This window comes from Pseudomonas sp. RIT-PI-S (genome assembly GCF_025642975.1).
Lineage (GTDB): Bacteria > Pseudomonadota > Gammaproteobacteria > Pseudomonadales > Pseudomonadaceae > Aquipseudomonas.
The window spans coordinates 203,034-220,941 of record NZ_JANZKJ010000006.1 but is presented as its reverse complement, the minus strand read 5'-3'; the positions used below and the strand labels follow the sequence as shown (position 1 = coordinate 220,941).

Below are 17,908 nucleotides of genomic sequence, written 5' to 3'. Positions count from 1 at the left end.
TGGGTGTTCATCACTAGTTTGGTCCGGGCATCGCCCCTTCCCAGGAGGTGGGCGTTAACGGATCAAACATAGTGGAGGCACCATGAGCAATACTGAAGGCAAAGCGGCGCGTATGAACGCCCACATGAAATTTCAAGCCAAGCTGATTCGAGCAGATGGCAAGCACGACGAATTCATCGCGCAACGCTCGGACGTTTACACCCTCAATCGCGAACTGCACTTGTGGGGCATCCAGGGCAACCCTGACGGTCAGCACGATCTGCTTCTGCTGCGCATTCCCGAAGGCACACAGGACGGCGACCACCCCATCGCGGATGAGCATGGCGTGGGAATCAAAGCCGCGTTCGCCACCGCAGAAGCGGCAGGGCAGGCCACATCCGGCGCGGTGCACGGCCTGAAGTGGGATCGTGCAGCCAATGCCTTGCAGGCCAGCTTCTCTTTTAAGGGCGCGCTGGATTCAAGCGTCCCCACCACCTACCAGATCGAAAATGGCAGCATCCGCGCCGAATGGAACTCCCCGGTGCTCGCCCTCGGTGGCGACAACAGGGTGAAAGCGGCTGTCATGCCTCCCGTGTTCAGCAATGCCGGGAAATTTGAGGCAACCGAGGTTTCGTTTACACCGGTAGGCGACGAGTTCAAGCTGCAGGCTCATCAAGACATCAACGGGGCCGGCCAGGGCGTAGTGTTGTTCATCCCTGGAGACTTGTCTGAAGGCAGCACCGCGCAAGCCTGCCGAGCCTTCTTCATCGTCAACCAGGGCCTGTACGCGGGCCGGAACTTCAGCCTCACGGATGTTAAGTGGAACAAGGCAGAAAAAACCTTCAAGGCCGCCTTCGCCTTCGAATTTACCTATGGCGGCAGCACGCATAAAGTTGGGCAGGGCAGTATCGCGCTGCGTTACTGAGGCTTCGGCAGCTTCCTGTACTGCACTTCTTGCCTAATAAAAAACCCTCGAAGCGCAGGCCTCGAGGGTTTTTTGTACAGCCCGCAGTGCGGGCGAGGGCTTATACGTTGAACCGGAAGTGCATCACATCGCCGTCCTTGACGATGTATTCCTTGCCTTCGAGGCGCCACTTGCCGGCTTCCTTGGCGCCGCCTTCGCCGTTGTACTGGATAAAATCGTCATAGGCGACCACCTCGGCGCGAATGAAGCCTTTCTCGAAATCGGTATGGATCACGCCAGCGGCTTGGGGTGCGGTCGCACCCACGCGTACCGTCCAGGCGCGAACTTCCTCCACCCCGGCGGTGAAGTAGGTTTGCAGGTTAAGCAGCGAGTAACCGGCGCGGATCACCCGGTTCAGGCCAGGCTCGTCGAAGCCCAACGCTTCGAGGAACATGTCCTTTTCTTCGCCGTCGTCGAGTTCGGCGATTTCTGCTTCGATCTTGTTGCACACCGGTACCACGATCGCACCTTCTTCCTGGGCGATAGCCTTGACCACGTCCAGGTGCGGGTTGTTCTCGAAGCCGTCTTCGGCCACGTTGGCGATGTACATCACCGGCTTGCTGGTGAGCAGGTGGAAGCCACGGATCAACTGCTTCTCGTCCGTGCTCATGGTTTGCATCAGGCTGCGGGCAGGCTTGCCTTCGGTGAAGTGCGGGATCAACCGCTCGAGCACGGCCTTCTGGGCCAGCGCGTCCTTGTCCCCACCCTTGGCATTGCGGGCGACTTTCTGCAGTTGCTTCTCGCAGCTGTCGAGGTCCGCGAAAATCAGCTCCAGGTCGATGATCTCGATATCGCGCTTGGGGTCCACGCTGTTGGACACGTGAATCACGTTCTCGTCTTCGAAGCAGCGCACCACGTGGGCAATGGCGTCCGTTTCGCGGATGTTCGCCAAAAACTTGTTACCCAGGCCTTCACCCTTGGACGCCCCCGCCACCAGGCCGGCGATATCCACGAACTCCATGGTCGTTGGCAGAATCCGCTTGGGTTTTACGATGGCCGCCAGGGCTTCGAGGCGCGAATCGGGCATGGGCACGATGCCGCTGTTCGGTTCGATGGTGCAGAACGGGAAGTTTTCCGCCGCGATACCGGATTTGGTCAGCGCGTTGAACAGGGTGGACTTGCCCACGTTAGGCAGGCCGACGATGCCGCAATTGAAACCCATGGTACAACCCTCTTCGTGGAGTCAGGCCTTTTGGCTATGCAGTTCTCTCATCGCCCGGGGCCAGTCCCCGGCGAGAATGTCTGGCAGCACGCCGAGGGCGAAATCGATACTGGCGTCGAGTTTTTCCTGCTCGGCGCGTGGCGCGCGCCCCAGCACGAAGCCCGACACCTTGCTGGCGTCGCCCGGGTGGCCGATGCCAAGCCGCAGGCGATGGAAGCTGTTCTGGTTACCCAGCTGCGCAATGATGTCGCGCAGCCCGTTGTGCCCACCATGGCCGCCGCCCTGCTTGAGCTTGGCAACGCCTGGGGGAATGTCGAGTTCGTCGTGGGCCACCAGTATCGCTTCAGGCGCGATGCGATAGAAGCCGGCGAGGGCGGCGACGGCCTGCCCGCTACGGTTCATGTAGGTGGTAGGGATCAACAGACGAACATCCTGGCCCTTATGGCTGAAGCGCGCCACAAGGCCAAAAAACTTGCGCTCGGGGACCAGGGTGACGTTCTGGTCTCGGGCGATGCGCTCAACGAAAAAAGCCCCTGCGTTATGCCGGGTCTGTTCGTATTCGGCGCCTGGGTTTCCCAGGCCGACGATCAACTGGATGGCGGTCACGTCAAGGGCTCTTATCTGGAAGCTTATGTAGAGGGTAGCGACGCCATGCGCCAGCTAGCCCTCCGCACAGGTCACTGATTACTCAGCCGAACCTTCGCCTGCATCTTCAACCGGTACGCGCGGCGCGTGGACGTTGGCGACAGCCAGGTCGTTGCCGTGGGCCAGTGCGACGAACTCAACGCCAGCAGGCGCCTTGATGTCGGACAGGTGGATGATGGTACCGACGTCGGCGCTGGCCAGGTCCACTTCGATGAACTCAGGCAGGTCTTTCGGCAGGCAGGTGATTTCCAGCTCGGAAACGACGTGCGAGATTTCGCCGCCTTTCTTGGCCGCGGCTTCCTGGTTCATGAAGTGAACCGGGACCTTGGCGGTCAGTTTCTGGCCAGCAACCACGCGCTGGAAGTCAGCGTGCATTACGTGACCCTTGGCTGGGTGACGCTGCAGGGCCTTGATCACGACGTTCTGCTTGGTGCCGCCAACGGTCAGCTCGATGACGTGAGCGTAGGCTGCTTCGTTTTCCAGCAGCTTGGCGACTTCTTTGGCCAGCAAGGTGATGGATTCAGGCGCTTGTTCGCCGCCGTATACAACGGCAGGTACTTGGGCCGCGAGGCGACGCAGGCGGCGGCTCGCACCTTTCCCCAGGTCGGAACGCGCTTCGGCGTTAAGGATAAAATCGGTCATGTTGTTTCTCCAGTTGGCCCCGTCCTACCCAGCGTTTGCGACCAGCGCCAGGTAGTGAGGGCAAAAAAGCCCCGCCCTGACAGGCGTCGGGGCGGGGCATGTTCGTCAGTTCGACTTCCGAAGGCTCGAGCCTTAGCGGAACATCGCGCTGATCGATTCTTCGTTGCTGACGCGGCGGACCGCTTCGGCAATGACGGGTGCGATATCCAGTTGGCGGATACGCGAGCACGCTTGCGCCGCGGCGGACAGCGGGATGGTGTTGGTCACCACCAGTTCGTCCAGCACGGAGTTTTCAATGTTTTCGATCGCACGGCCAGACAGTACCGGGTGGGTGCTGTAGGCGTAGACCTTGGCAGCGCCGTGATCTTTCAGAGCCTTCGCCGCGTGGCACAAGGTGCCTGCGGTATCGACCATGTCATCGACCAGGATGCAGGTACGGCCTTCCACGTCACCGATGATGTGCATCACTTCGGAGTGGTTGGCTTTCTCGCGACGCTTGTCGATGATGCCCAGATCCACGCCCAAGGATTTGGCGACAGCGCGAGCACGCACCACACCGCCGATATCCGGGGACACGATCATGAGGTTTTCGAAGCGTTGATCTTCGATGTCGTCTACCAGCACGGGCGAGCCGTAGATGTTGTCGACGGGGATATCGAAGAAACCCTGAATCTGGTCGGCGTGGAGGTCCACGGTGAGCACGCGGTCGATACCGACCACGGTCAGCATGTCCGCAACCACCTTGGCGCTGATCGCTACCCGGGCCGAACGAGGACGACGGTCCTGGCGGGCATAGCCGAAGTAGGGGATGACAGCGGTGATACGCGACGCAGAAGAACGGCGGAAGGCATCTGCCATCACGACCAGTTCCATCAGGTTGTCATTGGTTGGTGCGCAAGTCGGCTGAATGATGAAAACGTCTTTACCGCGAACGTTTTCGTTGATTTCAGCGCTGATTTCACCATCGGAGAATTTACCGACGGAGACGTCACCCAGTGGAATATGCAGCTGACGTACGACACGCCGAGCCAGATCGGGGTTAGCATTCCCCGTAAAGACCATCATCTTGGACACGCGCAGTACCTGCCGGCTGGGGTATACCTGGATGAGTATAGAAAATGGCAGGGGCGGCTGGATTCGAACCAACGCATGGCAGGATCAAAACCTGCTGCCTTACCGCTTGGCGACGCCCCTGTGGCGGATCAACCGAGTGCCGGGCACTCGTTTCTTAGAACAGAGTTTTCAGCTTGCGATGCAACATCGAAACGTTGCTTCCCTTTGCTACAAACCCTGTGAGGGTCTCTGTCAGAAGGGCCGAAACTTTATCAGCTTCAGCTTTGTTTGGGAAGGCCCCAAACACACAACTTCCAGTTCCGGTGAGTTTAGCTTGAGTAAATTTACTTAGCAAACTCAAAGCGTTACGAACATCTGGGTAACGCCTCTCGACCACCGGTTGGCAGTCATTTCGACTGTTTCCCTCGAGAACGGAGCGCACTTTAATGGCGGGAGAGTCACGTGTCAACAGCGGATCTGAAAAAATTTCTGCTGTACTTACAGATACTTGCGGAACGAGCACGAGATACCACGGCTCGGCGGGTTCCACTGGGGTCAGTTTTTCGCCCACACCCTCGGCAAACGCGGCTCTGCCCCGAATGAATACGGGAACATCGGCGCCCAGGGTGAGGCCTAGTGCGGCTAGCCGGTCCTCGCTCCACTTCAATTTCCATAGATGGTCGAGCGCCAGCAAGGTGGTGGCGGCGTCCGAGCTCCCACCGCCAATTCCGCCACCCATGGGCAACACTTTGCGCAGCCAGATATCCGCGCCCAGGCGGGTGCCGGCTTCGGCCTGCAACTTCCGCGCGGCCTTGACGACCAGATTGCTGTCATGGGGTACGTCGTCGAGGGCGCCATGCAGTTGAATCAGGCCATCCTCGCGCACGGCGAAGTCCAGCTCGTCGCCATAGTCGAGAAATTGAAACAGGGTCTGCAGCTCGTGATAACCGTCGGCGCGGCGGCCAAGAATGTGCAACATCAGGTTGAGCTTGGCGGGGGCGGGTAGCGTCAGCCGTGGCAGGGGCATGTCAGCGCCCGAGCTGGCGCGGCTGCCAGTCCTTGATCACCAGAGTCACGTCTAGGTCCTGGCCATGCAGTTTCAGGCGTTCAGGCAGCCAGTATTCGCCTTGTTGGCTGTAGCGGGTGTATTCCACCGTCCAACCATCCTGTTCCAGCCGGGCCAGGCGGCTGTCGCCATCGAGCACCACGGTGCTTTTGCCTTTGGGCGCGGGCAGGCCGCGGACCCAATACACCAGGTTGGCCACCGGCAAGCGCCAGCCAAGCTGCTGCTGCAGGAGGTCTTCAGGGCTCGCGGCTTGATAGCGGCCTTGGCTTGCCACCTCCAGGGTGGCCTCGCCGGGATGCCCGGTCAGCCGCGCAGCGCCTCGGCCCAAGGGGCCGGAGAGGCGAATGTCATAGTAATCGTTGCGCTGCAGCCAGTAGAGGGTGCCGCTACCGGAGTCGCTCGGTGCGCGGATGCCCACCTTGCCGTTGATTTCCCAGCCATCCACGCTGGCGGTCTGGTCCTTGTGGTCGCGCCACGTTTGCGGGTTGCCCTGGCCCTGCACGGCCTCTTTCGGGCCGAGGCCGGCACAGCCGGCGAGGAGGGCGACTAGGGTGAAGGTCAGGCAATGGCGCAACAACATGGGTCAAAGCTTCTCGGAACCGGTGAGGCGCAGCAAGGTGCTGCGCAGGACAGGGCTGTCGGGTTGGTCTTTAAGGGCATTGCCCCAAACCTGGCGGGCTTCGCGTTGCTTGCCCCGGGCCCACAACACTTCGCCCAGGTGAGCCGCCACTTCGTGGTCGGGGAAGCGCTCCAACGCCTGGCGCAGGAAGGTTTCGGCTTCGGCCAGGTTGCCCATGCGGAAATTCACCCAGCCCAGGCTATCGAGCACGGCGGGGTCTTCCGGATTGAGCTGATGGGCTTTTTCGATCAGCGCCTTGGCTTCGGCGAAACGGTCGGTGCGATCGGATAGCGTGTAGCCCAGCGCATTGAGCGCCATGGCGTTGTCTGGCTCGCGCTGCAGGATACTGCGCAGGTCTCGCTCGAGCTGGCCAAGGTCGCCGCGCTTTTCCGCCAGCATGGCCCGGGTATAAAGCAGGCTGGAGTCGTCCGGGTACTGCTTGAGGGCATGCTCGAGTACGGTCCAGGCAGGCTCTACCTTGTTGTTGTCGGCCAATGTTTCGGCCTCGACCAGGTATAGCTGTGCGGCGTACTCCGGGTTCGCGGCCCGGCTCGCCGCCAGGCGCCGGGAAGCTTCGGCCGCCTGCCCGTTGGCAATGAGGATATCGGCCTGGCGCAGCTGCGCCGGGAGATAATCGGTGCCTGGGCTCACCAACGCATACTGCTCAAGCGCCTGTTGCGGGTTATTGCGCTCCTCGGCCACGCGGCCAAGGTTAAGGTGGGCGGAATCCACATGGGCGCCGCGTTCGACCAGGTCGTTGAGGTAGCCCTCGGCCTCGTCCCACGCCTTGGCTTCCAGGCATACCAAGGCCAACGAATAGCGCAACTCGTCGTCGTCCGGGTTTTGCTGTACCAACACCTGGAACTGCACCTTCGCTTCGTCGATGCGGTTCTGTTCTACCAGGGTACGTGCCAGGGCCAGGCGCAGGCGCTTGTCGTCCGGGGCCTTGCGCACGGCTTTGTCCAGGAGGGGGACGGCTTCTGCGCCGCGGTCGAGGTTTTGCAGCAGGCGCGCGCGCAGCAGCAGCGGGGCGATTTCACCATCCTGTGGCGGGCTGCGCTCCAGCAGGGTCAGGGCCTCCTGAGCCTTGCCATCCTGTTGCAGCAATAGCGCCTTGCCGAAGATCAGCTGGCCGTTGCCGGGGTACTTCTCGAGCAAGCGTTCGAACCCATGGAGCAGCCCGTCACGGGTGGCTTGGTCGGTTTCCGCGGCCGAAAGGGCGAGGAAGTCGAAATGGGTATCGCCCTTGCCCTGCAGCACTTTCTCCATATAGGCCATGGACTCGTCATACCGTCCACCGCGCGCCAGCTGGATCGCCGCGGCGCGCTGGGCGTCGAGGTCGTTCGGCGCGGTACGGGCCCAGATCAGCGAGGTCTGCAGGGCGGACTGGTCCGCGCCCATGTATTCGGCGATCCGAAAGGCGCGTTCGGCCACGCCGGGGTCCTGGGTCTTGTTGGCCTGGGTGACGTAGTTGTCCAGGGCAATGTCGAAGCGGTTGCGCTGGCCGGCGAGTTCCGCGGCCAGCAGGCTATAAAGCGTTTCTTCGCTGAATGAGCCATACGCCACCGGCGGGGCAGGGGCAGGAGTGGGCGCCTCGGCGGCGGCAGGGGCCGCTGCCTCGCGAGTCGCTGCCCAGTTTTGACAGCCTCCGAGCATGGCGAGGGCGAGAAGCAACGCGGGGGATTTTTTCATAAAGGAGAAATCGAGCGGCTAACCTGCGGTGGGGGGCATGATGACACAAGCCGTATGGCAAACCCATATGAGCGGCTTTATCTCGTCCGTCTATTGGGACAATAGAGTACGGTGGTTGTTCTGAGCTTGATGAAGTAGGACAATCGCCGGCTCAAGATCTCCTTCAGCGACATTGCATGGCCTTCCTCGCCCTCGGTATCAACCACAAGACCGCTTCGGTAGACGTGCGCGAGCGCGTGGCGTTCACCCCCGAGCAGCTGGTCGAGGCGTTGCAGCAGCTGTGCCAGCGCACCGGTACCCGCGAAGCGGCGATCCTCTCTACCTGCAACCGCAGCGAACTGTACATCGAGCAATCCCGTGCCGAAGCCGAGGCGGTGCTCGAATGGCTGGCCGATTACCACCGGCTGAGCGCGGCGGACCTGCGCGCGTGTGCCTATGTGCACGAAGACGCCGACGCGGTGCGCCATATGATGCGGGTCGCCGCAGGGCTGGACTCCCTGGTACTGGGCGAGCCGCAGATTCTCGGGCAGATGAAGTCCGCCTACGCGGTGGCGCGTGAGGCCGGGACGGTCGGCCCGCTGCTAGGGCGGCTTTTCCAGGCTACCTTCAGTGCCGCCAAGCAGGTGCGCACCGATACCGCCATCGGCGAAAACCCGGTGTCGGTGGCGTTTGCCGCGGTCAGTCTGGCCAAGCAGATCTTTTCTGACATGCAGCGCAGCCAGGCCCTGCTGATCGGCGCCGGCGAAACGATCACGCTGGTGGCCAGGCACCTGCACGAGCAGGGGATCAAGCGTATCGTGGTGGCCAACCGGACGCTCGAGCGCGCCAAGGTGCTGGCCGAAGAGTTCGGCGCCCACGCGGTGCTGCTGGCGGACATCCCCCAGGAGCTGGTCCACAGCGACATCGTGATCAGCTCCACGGCCAGCCAGTTGCCGATCCTGGGCAAGGGTGCGGTCGAGAGCGCGCTCAAGCAGCGCCGGCACAAGCCGATCTTCATGGTGGATATCGCCGTTCCACGCGATATAGAGCCGGAAGTGGGCGAGCTGGACGACGTGTACCTGTATAGCGTCGACGACCTTCATGAAGTCGTCGCCGAGAACCTCAAGAGCCGCCAGGGCGCCGCGCAGGCCGCCGAGGAGATGGTTGCCGGAGGGGTAAGTGACTTCATGGCGCGGCTGCGCGAGCTGGCCGCGGTAGATGTGCTGCGCGCTTACCGCCAACAGGGTGAGCGCCTGCGCGACGAGGAATTGCAAAAGGCTCAGCGCTTGCTGGCCAATGGCGGCAACGCCGAAGAGGTCCTCGCGCAGTTGGCGCGTGGGCTGACCAACAAGCTGTTGCATGCGCCGAGCGTGCAGCTCAAGAAACTTTCCGCCGAAGGCCGCCTCGATGCGCTGGCCATGGCCCAAGAATTGTTTGCCCTCGATGAGGGCGCCACGGACAGACCCCCGCAATGAAAGCGTCACTGCTCAACAAACTCGAAACCCTCCAGGAGCGCTACGAGGAAGTGACTGCCTTGCTTGGCGATGCTGAAATCATCGCCGACCAGAGCCGCTTCCGCGCGTGCTCGCGCGAGTATGCCGAGCTGGAGCCGGTGGTCGAAGCCTTCCGCCAGTGGGGCAAGGTGCAGGCCGATCTCGAAGGCGCGCAAGCGCTGCTCAAGGACAGCGACCCGGACCTGCGTGAAATGGCCGTAGAGGAAGTGCGCGAGGCCAGGCAGCGGCTTGCCGACCTCGAACACGGCCTGCAGCGCATGCTGTTGCCGAAGGACCCGAACGATGGCCGTAACGTGTTCCTGGAAATCCGCGCGGGCACAGGTGGCGACGAAGCGGCGATCTTCTCCGGCGACCTGTTCCGTATGTATTCGCGCTATGCCGAGAAACGCGGCTGGCGCGTCGAGGTGCTGTCGGAAAACGAAGGCGAGCATGGCGGCTATAAAGAGGTGATCGCCCGGGTCGAGGGCGATAACGTTTACGCCAAGCTCAAGTTCGAGTCCGGGGCGCACCGCGTGCAGCGTGTGCCGGAAACCGAGTCCCAGGGACGCATTCACACTTCCGCCTGCACCGTGGCGGTGTTGCCTGAGCCAGACGAGCAGGTGGCGATCGAGATCAACCCGGCGGACTTGCGAGTGGACACCTACCGGGCGTCCGGCGCTGGTGGCCAGCACGTGAACAAGACGGACTCGGCCATCCGCATCACCCACTTGCCCACCGGCATCGTGGTCGAATGCCAGGAAGAGCGCTCCCAGCACAAGAACCGCGCCCGGGCGATGTCCTGGCTGTCGGCCAAGCTCAACGACATGCAAACCAGCGCGGCGCAGAGCGCGATCGCCAGCGAACGTAAGCTGCTGGTGGGCTCTGGTGACCGTTCCGAGCGCATCCGCACCTATAACTTCCCGCAAGGGCGAGTGACCGACCATCGGGTCAACCTCACCCTTTACTCGTTGGATGAAATCCTCGCAGGTGGCGTCGATGCGGTTATCGAACCCTTGCTGGCTGAATACCAGGCTGATCAACTTGCGGCCTTGGGTGACTGAATGACCATCATTGCCAGCTTGCTGCGCGACGCGCAGCTTCCCGAATCGCCCACCGCGCGGCTCGATGTCGAGCTGCTGCTGGCGGCCGCGCTGGGCAAGAGCCGCAGCTATCTGCGCACCTGGCCCGAACGCATCGTGGGCACCGAATCGGCGCAAGTGTTCGCCGGCTACCTGGAGCGTCGCCGCCAGGGTGAGCCGGTGGCCTATATCCTGGGGCAGCAGGGTTTCTGGTCGTTGGACCTGGAAGTGGCCCCGCACACACTCATTCCCCGGCCGGAAACCGAATTGCTGGTAGAGCTGGCACTGCGCCGCCTACCTTTGGAACAAGCCAGGGTGCTGGACCTGGGCACCGGTACCGGGGCCATCGCCCTGGCGCTGGCAAGCGAGCGGGCCGGGTGGCAGGTAGTTGCCGTGGACCGCGTGCCCGAAGCGGTCGCGCTGGCCGAACGCAACAGGCTGCGGCTCAAGCTCGCCAATGTCAGCGTGCGCGCCAGCCACTGGTTCAGCGCCCTCGTGGATGAGCGGTTCGACCTGATCGTCAGCAATCCACCGTATATTCCCGCCGCCGATCCACACCTGGGTGCAGGAGACGTGCGCTTCGAGCCTTCGAGCGCTCTGGTGTCGGGTGACGATGGCCTCGACGACATTCGCCAGATCATCGCCATGGCCCCCGAGCACTTGTCGCCTGGGGGATGGCTGCTGCTCGAGCACGGCTTCGACCAAGCCGCGCAGGTGCGCGAATTGCTCGCCAAGCACGGGTTCGAGCAGATCGAAAGCCAAGAGGACCTCGCCGGGCACCAGCGCGTCACCTTAGGGCGCCTCACATGCTGAGCGATGAGGAGCTGCTGCGTTACAGCCGGCAGATCCTGCTCGCTCAGGTCGATGTCGCCGGGCAACTCAAGCTAAAGGCCAGCCGGGTGTTGATCGTGGGTCTCGGCGGTCTGGGTTCGCCGGTGGCGATGTACCTGGCCGCGGCGGGGGTGGGAGCGCTGCACCTCGCCGATTTCGACCGGGTGGACCTGAGCAACCTGCAGCGCCAGGTGGTGCATGACGCCGCCAGCATCGGCCTGCTGAAGGTGGAGTCGGCTGCGGCTCGATTGCGCGCGATCAACCCTTGCGTTGAGCTCGTCACCTGCCCGAACCCGCTCGAGGCCGAGCTCATGGCCGAAGCAGTAGCGGCGGTGGACCTCGTCATCGATTGCTCCGACAACTTCGCCACCCGGGAGGCGGTGAACGCCAGCTGTTTTGCCTTGGGCAGGCCGCTGGTCAGCGGCGCGGCGATCCGTCTTGAAGGGCAGTTGTCCGTGTTCGATCCGCGCCGCGAACACAGCCCCTGCTACCACTGCCTGTACGGCCACGGCAGCGAAGCCGATCTCACCTGCAGCGAAGCAGGCGTATTGGGCCCGGTGGTTGGAATGCTGGGGAGCCTGCAAGCGCTCGAAGCACTCAAGCTGCTGGCCGGCTTTGGCGAGCCTTTGATTGGCCGCTTGCTGCTGGTCGACGCCTACACCACTCGCTTCCGCGAGCTACGGCTCAAGCGCGACCCCGAGTGCCCGGTGTGCAAGGTGCGCCATGCTTGAGCGGTCGAGCGCGCCGGTAGGCGTATTCGATTCCGGAGTAGGTGGCTTGTCTGTGTTGGCCGAGATACAGCGGCTGCTGCCCAATGAACACCTTCTCTATGCCGGGGACTGCGGGCACATCCCTTACGGGGAAAAAACGCCTGAGTTCATCCGTGAGCGCTGCGTGGCTATCGCCGAATTTTTTCGCCAACGAGGCGCCAAGGCGCTGGTGATGGCATGCAACACCGCCACTGCAGCGGCGGCGGCGGACCTGCGCGAGCGCTACCCTGATTGGCTGATCATTGGCATGGAGCCGGCGGTCAAGCCAGCAGCCATGGCTACGCGCAACGGCATCGTCGGTGTGTTGGCAACTACCGGCACGCTGCAGAGCGCACGCTTCGCTGCGTTGCTGGACCGCTTTGCCGCCGATGTCACCGTGCTGACCCAGCCAGGCCCCGGGCTGGTGGAGCGAATCGAGCAGGGGGACCTGAGCAGCCCGCCGTTGCGTGCGCTGCTGGCGCATTACCTCCAGCCGCTGCTGGCTGGCGGCTGCGACACCCTCATCCTTGGCTGCACTCACTATCCTTTTCTCAAGCCATTGTTGTCCGAGTTGTTACCTCCAGACGTAGCCCTGGTAGACACGGGCGCCGCCGTGGCCCGGCACCTGCAACGTCTGTTGACGCAGGCCGGGCTATCGAATCTGCAGGCGTGCGGCCCAACGCGGTACTGGACCTCAGGGGATGTCAACGACTTCCGAAACGTCCTACAAGCATTTGGGATGAATTCCGAACTTGTGGAACCGCTCGGAACGTGAAAAAGTTGTGAAAAAAAATGTCCTGTAAGCCTGAACTTACAAATTGTTTGTGATTTCTAACTCGCAGCGTTTTTGCTGACCGCACAACCGTTGATAAAAAAATCGAAAAAAGGATGTCCTCATGAAGAGAATGTTGGGTCTGGCCGCCGTTGCAGCCATGGTTCTGGGGCACAGCCTGTCCGCTCAAGCGGCCGGCGTATCGTTTTCCGTCGGTCATACCGGGCAAACGACCATGGTTTACCGTGTAGGTGTGCAGTCGGATTGGGACAAGACCTGGTGGCAGAGCAACCTTGGGCATCTGACCGGCTACTGGGACGGCGCCTATACCTACTGGCAAGGTGACGAGCACTCAGGCAACAACAGCTTGTCGTTCGCCCCAGTGTTCGTTTACGAGTTCGGTAATGGCTCGGTGAAGCCTTTCGTCGAGGCGGGCATCGGCGTATCCCTGTTCTCGCAAACCCAGATCGAAGACCAGAAGTTCGGCTCGGCCTTCAACTTTGAAGATCGCCTGGGCCTGGGCGTCCGCTTCGCCGGCGGCCATGAGGTTAGCGTGCGCGCTATCCACTACTCCAACGGCAGCATCAAAGAGCCAAACGACGGCATCGAAGCCTATTCGCTGAACTACCGCATGCCGCTCTGATTGCCTCAACGCCGCGGTAGATTCTTGAAAGCCGAGAGCGCCCGCGCTCGGCTCTCGCCAAGGTCTACCAACGGCGGCGGGTAATCCAAGGCTCCGAAGAGCTCCTGCCCTCTGGGTGGGTTGTGGATGGTTTTGGGGCTGAGGTCGCGCAGCTCCGGCACCCAGTGCTTGATAAACACGCCCTGTGGGTCGAAGCGCGCGGACTGGCTAACCGGGTTGAACACGCGAAAGTACGGTACCGAATCAGTTCCGGTAGAGGCGCTCCATTGCCAGCCACCGTTGTTGGCCGCCAACTCGCCGTCGATCAAATGCTGCATGAAATGCCGCTCGCCCAAGCGCCAGTCAATCAACAGGTTTTTGCTCAGGAACATGGCGCTGATCATCCGCAACCGATTGTGCATCCAGCCCAGTGCCTTGAGTTGGCGCATGGCCGCGTCGATGATGGGGATGCCGGTACGGCCCTCTTGCCAGGCTGCGAAGTCGTCTGGTGCATCGCGCCAGGGCAGTGCTTCGGTATGCTGACGAAACGCACGGTGCTGCGAGACCCTGGGGTATCCCGCCAGAATATGTTTGTAGAACTCCCGCCACAGTAATTCGCCGATCCAGGTCGTGACCCCCACGCTGCCGCTATCCAACTCCCCTTGGTTGCTCATCAACGCCGCATGCAAGCATTGGCGTATCGAGATCACACCGGCGTTCAGGTATGTAGATAACTCACTGGTGCCGGGCCGCGCCGGCAGGTCGCGGGCGTAGTGGTAATCGTGAATGGCGTCGTCGGTGAACGCCTGCAGTCGACGGTGGGCCTCGCTGGCACCGGCTGGCCAGTGTTGCCGCAGCTGTGCCGAAGGCGGCGCGAACCCTTCCACGGCCTCAGGTACCGGATCGCTGGCGAGCTCCATAGGTGCCTGGGGCCGCGGCGTTGAAGCCGCGGCCGGAATTCCCAGGCGAAGCCGTTCAAGGCAGGCGCGGCGGAATTGGCCGAACACTTGATAATAGCCGCCAGTGCGGGTAAGCACGCTGCCGGGCGCGAAAAGGCTTTGGTCTAGGTAGCTGTTGAACCCGATGCCGGAGGCCTCCAATGCCTGCCTGGCCGCTTCGTCCCGGCGCCGCTCGTTGAGCCCATACTCCTCGTTGCAGTGCACGGCCGCGATGGCCAGCCTGCCGCAGAGTTCGAGCAAGGTAGCGGGTACGTCCCGCCAGTGCGTCACCTGGCGAACCAGCAGCGGGATGTTCAGGCCGGCCAACTGCTGTTGCAATTCGGCGAGCGAGCGCAGCCAGAAGTCCACTTTACTGGCCGCTTCATCATGCTCGCGCCACTGCTCCGGGCTTATCACAAAGAGCGCCAGGGTAGGGCCCCTGCTACACGCCGCAAGCAGGGCGGAATTGTCTTCGATGCGCAAGTCGGTACGCAGCCAGACGAGCTGGCGATCATGCGTGGAGGTCATGGAAATCCTAGATCAGGCGGTGCTGGCGAAGTACCAAGTGGGCGGCGAGGGGATCGCTGGCCAGCAGAAGGTCGCGCAAGTCGGTTCGTTCACGAATGGCCGGGCCGTGAATGATCACTGCCGGGCCAGCCAGCAACACCGGGCAGGGGCAATTGGCAAGTTGCCGCCCCAGCCCTTCGAGTTGCAATGGGCGGCCTGCATACAGCACAAGCCCTCGCGCAGACAGGCGTTCCACCGCCAGCACCAGTTCGCTGGGCGGCAGTGGCCAGTCAAGCACTTCCACCGGGCAGTCGGCGCTGCTCGCCAGCCAGGCTGTCAGCCACAATTCCGGGTCGAAGGACATGTCGCTGTGCTTGACCAGCAGCAGCGGTGCGCCGCTCAGTTGGCGATTGTTGTGATAAAGCCGGGTGCCTAGCTTGCTGCGCAGCCAACCATGGAAGAACGCCCGCTCCAGGTGGGCCCCGAACTGCTGCTGCCAGCGCACATGCAGGTCGCCCAGCAACGGCAACAGCAAGTGCTCGCACAGTGTGCTGGGCGGGTAGAGCGCCATGGCCTGGTTCAGTTGCTCGTCCAGGCGCCGTTCGGCCAGTTCGGCGATCGCCTGCACCAGGGTTTCGCGCAGCGGCAACCAGTCGCTGGGCGCGGGTGCCTGCAGCCGTTGCTCGGGGGTATCGAGCAGCGCCTTGACCTGGCTTACCGACACGCCGCGGTTGAGCCAAGTAATGACCTTCTGGATGCGCTCCAGGTGGTCGGGGGAATACAAGCGGTGCCCCTTGGGCGTGCGCTGCGGCACGATAAGCCCATAGCGCCGCTCCCAGGCACGGAGCGTTACCGGGTTGACCCCTGTGCGCCGTGCCACTTCACGAATAGGCAGCCAGCCCAGGGCAACAGCATTGCGCGGCAACGTTTCGGCGGCTGGTTCCTGGTCGGGCAGGGTAGATTCAGGGAGAGCATTCATTGATCAGATCGCGTTGCGTAGGCTGAGGGTTTCAGGGTGTGGCTGCAGGTAGACCTGGCCGGCGATGTAGGGATGCGGATAAAGCCGGAACAGATGCTTGAGAAGCGTCAGCGGCACCACCAGTGGAACCACGCCGTTGCGGTATTGGGCAATGAGCTGTTCCAGCTCCTGGCGGCCTGCGCGGTCCAGCGAACCTCGCAAGTACCCGGCGATATGCTGGAGCACGTTGCTGTGGGTCCCTCGGGTCGCACAGCGGCTCAGTGCTGCCATGAGAGCGCTGAAATAGTGCGGGGCGATTGTCTCTGCTTGGTCACGGCCCATGGACCCCAGCAAACGGCCGAGGGTTTTATAGTGCTGAGGGTGGTTGGCCATAAGTTGATATTTGTACCGTGCGTGGAAGGCCAGCAGCCTGCCCTTGGTCAAGCCGTGAGCGAGCAAGTGTTGCCATTGAGCGTAGGCGTAAACTCGCACGAGAAAGTTCTCCCGCAACACCGGATCACACAAACGGCCGTCTTCTTCCACGGGAAGATCTGGGCGCGCTGCGCAGAAGGCCTGTGCATATAGCCCGCGGCCGCCGTCCGGGCCCGGCACGCCGTCTTCGCGGTAAACCTTTACCCGCTCCAGGCCGCAGGAGGGGGATTTATGCATGAAAATATAGCCTGACACGCCGCTCAGCGAGGCGGCCATCCGCTCACCGTATTCAGCCAGTGGCGCTGTGACGTCCAGCGAAGGCGTCACGCTGCCCAGTGCCCGTGGCTGGGCGGCATCGCCTACAAGCCGTATGGGCTGGCGCGGAACACCGAGACCGACGGCGACTTCAGGGCAAACCGGTACGAAGTCCACGTGCTCGGCCAATACCCGGGTGCAGAACTGCGACGCCTTGTGCCCGCCGTTATAGCGGACCTCTTCACCGATCAGGCAGGCGCTGATTGCAAGCTTGGGGCGGAAACCCTCGGGCAAGGCCGGAAGGTCGGAAGAAGGGCACTCCCGCATGGCTACCTCGAAGAAAATTGTACAGGCTACTGAGTTTGTACAGCAGCCCGGCCATAGGTTCCACCGAAAGTTGCCAATCACGCCCGCCGGCGGGCGCAGCGGAGCGAGGACCCTATTCCAGATGCTCGAGCAGGCGCCGGGCGGCATCCTGGCCGCTGAGCCAGGCGCCTTCGACCCGCCCCGACAGGCACCAGTCGCCGCAGGCATAGAGACCCAGGTCGCCATCGGCGAGCGCGCCCCACTCATGGTTGCTGGCGGGCCGGGCATATAGCCAGCGGTGGGCGAGGGAGAAGGTGGGAACGGGCACGGCGCAGCCGATGATTTCGGCGAAGGCGCCATAGAGCAGCTCTGTGACAGCTTCGTGGCTGAGGTCGATGTGTTGCCGGCTCCATTCGCTGGTGGCATGCAGCACCCAGGTATCGAGGCTGCTGTCACGGCCCGGCTTGCTGTGGTCGCAGGCCAGCCAGTCAAGGGGGCTGTCCTGGACGAAACAGCCTTGCATCGAGGTTTGCAGGGGCTTGTCGAAGCCCAGCGCCACGGCCCAGGTGGGATGCATCTTCACTCCGGCGGCAACCGCTGCGAGCTTCGGCGCCGCGGCCAGCAACGTAGCTGCCTGAGGTGCGGGAACTGCGCACACTACATGGCTGAAAGGGCCGTGGCTTTCACCCTCGGCATCGAGCAGGTGCCAATATTCTTTACCGCGAAATACCTCAGCCACACGGCAGCCATAGACGGCCGGAAGATCCTGGATCATCGCGCGGGTCAGCGCACTCATGCGCGGCGCACCTACCCAACGGGTTTGCTCATCTGGAGAGGGCCGCAATTGCCCGCCTTGGGCTTGGTAGAGCGTGGGGGCCCACACTGCCACGCAGCCTTGAGCCTGCCATTGCTGGAGTTGGGCAACGAAGCGGCGGTCGCGTGCGGTGAAGTACTGGGCGCCCAAGTCCAGCGGGCCGGCATTGCTGCGCTTGCTCGCCATACGCCCGCCAGGGCCTTTGCCTTTTTCGAAGATATGGACGGTGTGGCCTGCCTTCACCAGTGCTCCGGCCGCGGAGAGCCCGGCGATGCCGGCGCCGATGATTGCGATGGGTACAGTCATAATGCCCTCTTTACTGGTTTCCGACCGCCAGGCTACGAATGTTGA

18 protein-coding genes and 1 tRNA gene are annotated in these 17,908 nt (G+C 62.6%); 7 read left to right on the top strand and 12 right to left on the bottom strand.

Features of this window, described 5'->3' with window-relative positions; genetic code table 11:
- The first annotated feature begins 82 nt into the window (after nt 1-82).
- The gene (locus OGL93_RS11335; protein WP_263262734.1) at nt 83-904 is read left to right on the top strand and encodes a hypothetical protein; all 822 of its coding nucleotides are present in this window, start codon (nt 83-85) and stop codon (nt 902-904) included.
- 100 nt (nt 905-1,004) lie between these two features.
- On the opposite strand, the gene ychF is transcribed toward OGL93_RS11335, so the two are convergent.
- The 8 genes from ychF to OGL93_RS11295 form a co-directional block, all read right to left on the bottom strand.
- Nucleotides 1,005-2,105, bottom strand: a complete 1,101-nt coding sequence (gene ychF / locus OGL93_RS11330; RefSeq protein ID WP_263262733.1) for a redox-regulated ATPase YchF — start codon at nt 2,103-2,105, stop codon at nt 1,005-1,007.
- A 21-nt stretch (nt 2,106-2,126) separates the two neighbouring features.
- Nucleotides 2,127-2,711, bottom strand: a complete 585-nt coding sequence (pth, locus tag OGL93_RS11325; protein WP_263262732.1) for an aminoacyl-tRNA hydrolase — start codon at nt 2,709-2,711, stop codon at nt 2,127-2,129.
- Nucleotides 2,712-2,789: 78 nt separating this feature from the next.
- The gene (locus OGL93_RS11320) at nt 2,790-3,392 is read right to left on the bottom strand and encodes a 50S ribosomal protein L25/general stress protein Ctc (protein ID WP_263262731.1); all 603 of its coding nucleotides are present in this window, start codon (nt 3,390-3,392) and stop codon (nt 2,790-2,792) included.
- A gap of 132 nt (nt 3,393-3,524) precedes the next feature.
- Nucleotides 3,525-4,466 (bottom strand): ribose-phosphate pyrophosphokinase, encoded by a 942-nt coding sequence (locus OGL93_RS11315; RefSeq protein WP_263262730.1) that lies wholly within the window; start codon nt 4,464-4,466, stop codon nt 3,525-3,527.
- Nucleotides 4,467-4,511: 45 nt separating this feature from the next.
- A tRNA-Gln gene (locus OGL93_RS11310) sits at nt 4,512-4,586 on the bottom strand.
- 34 nt (nt 4,587-4,620) lie between these two features.
- Nucleotides 4,621-5,472: a 4-(cytidine 5'-diphospho)-2-C-methyl-D-erythritol kinase gene (gene ispE / locus OGL93_RS11305; RefSeq protein ID WP_263262729.1), complete on the bottom strand. Its 852-nt coding sequence runs from the start codon at nt 5,470-5,472 to the stop codon at nt 4,621-4,623.
- A gap of 1 nt (nt 5,473) precedes the next feature.
- Nucleotides 5,474-6,091, bottom strand: a complete 618-nt coding sequence (lolB, locus tag OGL93_RS11300; protein WP_263262728.1) for a lipoprotein insertase outer membrane protein LolB — start codon at nt 6,089-6,091, stop codon at nt 5,474-5,476.
- Nucleotides 6,092-6,094: 3 nt separating this feature from the next.
- Complete coding sequence (locus OGL93_RS11295) at nt 6,095-7,822, bottom strand: tetratricopeptide repeat protein (RefSeq protein WP_263262727.1); 1,728 nt, start codon at nt 7,820-7,822, stop codon at nt 6,095-6,097.
- 176 nt (nt 7,823-7,998) lie between these two features.
- Here OGL93_RS11295 and hemA point away from each other — a divergent pair, with 176 nt between their 5' ends.
- The 6 genes from hemA to OGL93_RS11265 all read left to right on the top strand — a co-directional run bounded on the left by hemA (nt 7,999) and on the right by OGL93_RS11265 (nt 13,368).
- On the top strand, nt 7,999-9,276 hold the full coding sequence (gene hemA / locus OGL93_RS11290; protein WP_263262726.1) for a glutamyl-tRNA reductase: 1,278 nt from the start codon (nt 7,999-8,001) through the stop codon (nt 9,274-9,276).
- A complete protein-coding gene (gene prfA, locus OGL93_RS11285; RefSeq protein WP_263262725.1) occupies nt 9,273-10,355 on the top strand; it encodes a peptide chain release factor 1 in 1,083 nt (360 codons plus the stop codon). Before hemA ends, prfA begins: the two co-directional genes overlap by 4 nt.
- Nucleotides 10,356-11,186, top strand: a complete 831-nt coding sequence (prmC, locus tag OGL93_RS11280) for a peptide chain release factor N(5)-glutamine methyltransferase (protein ID WP_263262724.1) — start codon at nt 10,356-10,358, stop codon at nt 11,184-11,186. It begins immediately after the preceding gene.
- Complete coding sequence (locus OGL93_RS11275; RefSeq protein ID WP_263262723.1) at nt 11,180-11,935, top strand: molybdopterin-synthase adenylyltransferase MoeB; 756 nt, start codon at nt 11,180-11,182, stop codon at nt 11,933-11,935. Before prmC ends, OGL93_RS11275 begins: the two co-directional genes overlap by 7 nt.
- On the top strand, nt 11,928-12,728 hold the full coding sequence (murI, locus tag OGL93_RS11270; RefSeq protein ID WP_263262722.1) for a glutamate racemase: 801 nt from the start codon (nt 11,928-11,930) through the stop codon (nt 12,726-12,728). The genes OGL93_RS11275 and murI overlap by 8 nt, the downstream gene beginning before the upstream one ends.
- Nucleotides 12,729-12,849: 121 nt before the next feature.
- Complete coding sequence (locus OGL93_RS11265) at nt 12,850-13,368, top strand: acyloxyacyl hydrolase (RefSeq protein WP_263262721.1); 519 nt, start codon at nt 12,850-12,852, stop codon at nt 13,366-13,368.
- Between the two features lie 5 nt (nt 13,369-13,373).
- Here OGL93_RS11265 and phrB read toward each other — a convergent pair whose 3' ends face one another.
- The 4 genes from phrB to OGL93_RS11245 form a co-directional block, all read right to left on the bottom strand.
- A complete protein-coding gene (phrB, locus tag OGL93_RS11260) occupies nt 13,374-14,813 on the bottom strand; it encodes a deoxyribodipyrimidine photo-lyase (protein WP_263262720.1) in 1,440 nt (479 codons plus the stop codon).
- Between the two features lie 7 nt (nt 14,814-14,820).
- Nucleotides 14,821-15,771 (bottom strand): MerR family transcriptional regulator, encoded by a 951-nt coding sequence (locus tag OGL93_RS11255; RefSeq protein WP_263262719.1) that lies wholly within the window; start codon nt 15,769-15,771, stop codon nt 14,821-14,823.
- Nucleotides 15,772-15,774: 3 nt separating this feature from the next.
- Entirely contained in the window at nt 15,775-16,764 is a 990-nt protein-coding gene (locus OGL93_RS11250; protein ID WP_263262718.1) for a DUF523 and DUF1722 domain-containing protein, read from the bottom strand.
- Between the two features lie 112 nt (nt 16,765-16,876).
- Nucleotides 16,877-17,863 (bottom strand): FAD-dependent oxidoreductase, encoded by a 987-nt coding sequence (locus tag OGL93_RS11245; protein ID WP_263262717.1) that lies wholly within the window; start codon nt 17,861-17,863, stop codon nt 16,877-16,879.
- Between the last annotated feature and the right edge of the window lie 45 nt (nt 17,864-17,908).